Source organism: Thermosynechococcus sp. OHK43, from assembly GCF_014466085.1.
Lineage (GTDB): Bacteria > Cyanobacteriota > Cyanobacteriia > Thermosynechococcales > Thermosynechococcaceae > Thermosynechococcus.
In genome coordinates this window covers 1-3,472 of record NZ_JACOMP010000220.1, presented here as the reverse complement: position 1 = coordinate 3,472, position 3,472 = coordinate 1, and the positions used below count along the sequence as shown (strand labels likewise).

The following is a 3,472-nucleotide window of genomic DNA, read 5'->3' as shown; positions in this document are numbered from 1 at the left end:
GGTGACGGTCTCCACCATTGCTTCCGGGGAGTCAAAGCCAAAGATCTTGGCCATGGCGGCATTGACCCGAATAAACCGATTTTCGGTTGACGCTTGAAAAATTCCCTCAAGGGCATTCTCAAAAATACTGCGGTAGTTTTCCTCAGCAATGCGCAGCGCTTCCTCGGCTCGCATGCGATCGCTAATATCAATGCCGACGGCAACGGTATGGGTACCCTTCATATACTTTTGCAAAGCAACGAGGTAAAACCTGGTTTGACCATTGCGCTGAACAGAGATCACCCGTGAGGCAAATTGATCTGGAGACTCCAAAAACTCCTGCATAAAGGCGGCTAGCTCGCAATCCGCAGACAAAAAGCCCAAAGGACGGCCAATAAATGCCTCTGGTGGCAAATTCAAGGTTTCTGCCAATTTGCGATTGACCCCCTTATAGATGCCCTCAGCATTAATCCAAGCAATCGTGCCGGGAACAGCATTGAGTACCGCCTCAAACTGTTCATTGGCCTCAATCAGTTCATCGCGAATCTGCTCGAGGCAGCGGTTTTTTTGGGCTAACTCCTCAAAGGAGATACGCAACTGGCGCATCATGGCATTAAAGGAATTGGCCAGTTTGCCCACCTCATCAAGGGAGTGCACCTGCACCAGTGTCGCCAAATCGCCTGCCTGCACGCGACGGGTGGAAGTGACCAAGGATTGAATCGGCTTAACAATCGCATTGGCCGTGAGATAGGCCCAAACACTGGCCAACAAGAGGGCACCAAGGGTAATAGCAAAGGACACCAACCGTTTTTGGTTGGCTATGGTATGAATCCATGCCTGGGACTTCCCCACAAAGGCGATACCAATGGGGGGTGGATGCGGCACCTTGAGCTGCTTGCGAAAGTCCTGCAATGGGCTGTAGATAGTTGCGTAGGCAGAACCCACAATGTCAGTTGTACCGACAAACATTTTGCCCTGATCGAGAACTTGAGTGGCCACTTCGCGAGCGACGCGGGTTCCAAGGGCGCGAGTCCGACCATCGGTGTAAGGCACATTGGTGGCAATTCGCAAATCTTGGGCAAAAATTGTTGCCACTGTATCTACTGTGGACCAGGCAGTGGTGCTATCCACAAGATCCGGCATATTGTTGAGCAAAATGCCCGTCAAAATTAGCCCTTGAAATTGGTTGTTTTCATAAAGGGGCTTGGCGGCAAAGGCTAGTAAGCCAATATTGCCGTCCGCAATGGGGTAGGTACCCGTAGGGGCCGGCTGCTGATTGGGGGGTAGATTGGCAATGGGTTGAGGACGCAATGTAATCTTTGCCTGCTGTGCTAAGCCCAGTTCTTGTAACTGTTCACGATTGAGGAGTACCAGACCGCTAATCAGTTGCTGGCGATCGCGAGCCAGTTGGAACATCGGTAAGTTAGCAATACTGTTGGCTTGATGCCGGCTGAGACGATAGGGGGAATGGGTTTCGGGAGTCAAGTCGAGGAGCGCCTCTCCCGTTTTAGCCAAGACCATTGTTTGCTGTGCCAGTACCCTACCCCTCGCATCGGCCACCAGCATCAGGTTCATGGGGCGTTCAGTCCTATCCACTTCCGCAAGAATAGCTTGGATAGCGGCAGGATTCAAAACACTGACAAGGGATTGACCCACATGTCGCGCATAGATTCCACTGGCAATTAAGAGGGCTTGGATGCGAGACTCATAGGCCAAATTGTCGATTTCCCACTGCAAATCCCGCAAACTAGAGCGCAGTTGCTGATCGAGGTGATGCTCAAAGCTGCGATAGCTGACTTGAATCAGGGCTTCAGTAATAATCACGGCTGGAAAGAGCGCCGCCAGCGCCAAGGCCAAGGTAAATTTCCAACGCAGACTTAACCGCTGCCATGAGATCGCAAATCGTTGAGATAAGGCGCTAGCGGAATTTTTCATCAAGATTGATACCGAGGCGACTGCAACTGCCGCAATTGTTACCTTCTAAGCTTGAGCGTTGCTGGCAGTACTCTGATCATAGACGACATTAAAAACGGTAACGGAACTCAAGAAAGCCTGTGCCCTGACCACTGGTGCTCACCTGTCCGCCAAGGCGAATCTGCTCTGTCACCTGAAACCCAAGGTTAAAGCGCGTCGGATCATTGGGGGCAGTTAGCAACTGCAAGAGGGAGACCGAGGTAAAACTATTTACTTGGAAGCCGAGTTCAGCCCCCACGGCAAGGGTTGGGGCTTGGCTTTGGGCTTGGCGATCGGGGGGCACCACGGCTGGAAAAATCCGAAACGAGGTGCGGTTACCCGTGGCCTGATCAATCAATGCCTGTAGGTTATTGAAAAGAGCAGATCCGGCGAGACTGGCGACGACTGTTTCTCCCCCCACTTGGTTGAGATCTGCAATTGAGCCACCGCCCATCAATGCCAGTAGTTCAGTTGGGCTACGGGAGGGGGTACTGGATAGCTCAAGCACCGCAGGTAAATTGGTTTGGAGTTGACTGGCACGACCATTGATGCGGGCAGTGATCCGAATGGTGTTCAACGTTCCTAGGCTGGTGGCTGTCACGGAACCCACATCCGATAGTCGCGTCACCGTACCGGGGGTATACACTTCAGTGGCAGTGGCAGCAAGGGTGAGGTTGAGTTCGGGATCCAAGCCATTGGCGGGGGTAAAGAGCACATAGTTATCCGCTCGCCGCTGGAGCAGAAAGAGGGTGGTAAAAAGATTCAGTTGCCCTCCCGTGAGGCGAATTTTGCCGTCAGGCTGAAGACTATCGAGGCCGCCATTGAGGGTTAAATGACCAGTGGCCGTTAGGTTGAGAACGGGCGATCGCGTCACCCGCAAGGAATCTAAGATATTAATTTCTAAATTCCCAAAGACCAGTGGTTCAAATAGAGAGTTAGCAGGATTGGCTAACCCATTGCCATTAGCAAAACCATTGATTGCGCCTAAATCCAAGCGGCCTTGGCTGAGTTGGACACTGCCCCCCAGATCAGGACTTAGGAGGGTATCCCTAATTACGAGTGTGCCATCTACTGCACCGCGATAGATATTGCCGGCATTCACTTGCAATTGTCGCAGGGAAGCAGTGAGGGGTGTTGCAGCATCTGGATCATCTGCGGCCAAGGGAGTCTGAATTGGCAGCACCCCTGTCATGGTAATTTGCCCTTGGCTAAAGCGACCTTGAATCCCATCCACCCGTAGGCGATCGCGATCGAAGCGCACCCGTGCACTGAGATTTGTCACTGGCTCCTCAAAGGCAGGAGTTTTAATAACCGCATCATCCAAACTAAGGAGGCCATTCACAATGGGAGCGTCCCATGTGCCCCGCAGTTGAGCTTGGAAAAGCCCCTTTCCTTGTTGCCATTGCACCTGATCCGTCAAGAGGTTGATGAAGGACAAGCCCTCATCCTTGACACTCACATCTAGGGCTAACTGCGGATCTACCACTGGTCGCGGATCAAGGGGATAGATCAAGGGAACTGAACCCGTCACCCTCAGGGG

At 52.4% G+C, this 3,472-nt stretch carries 2 protein-coding genes; both read right to left on the bottom strand.

What is annotated here, in order from left to right; genetic code table 11:
- Positions 1–1,914, bottom strand: a 1,914-nt coding sequence (locus H8Q75_RS09290; protein ID WP_297041267.1) for a cache domain-containing protein, incomplete at its 3' end; no start/stop codon positions are given.
- Between the two features lie 88 nt (positions 1,915–2,002).
- On the bottom strand, positions 2,003–3,472 hold a 1,470-nt coding region (locus H8Q75_RS09285; protein WP_297041265.1), incomplete at its 5' end, for a translocation/assembly module TamB domain-containing protein.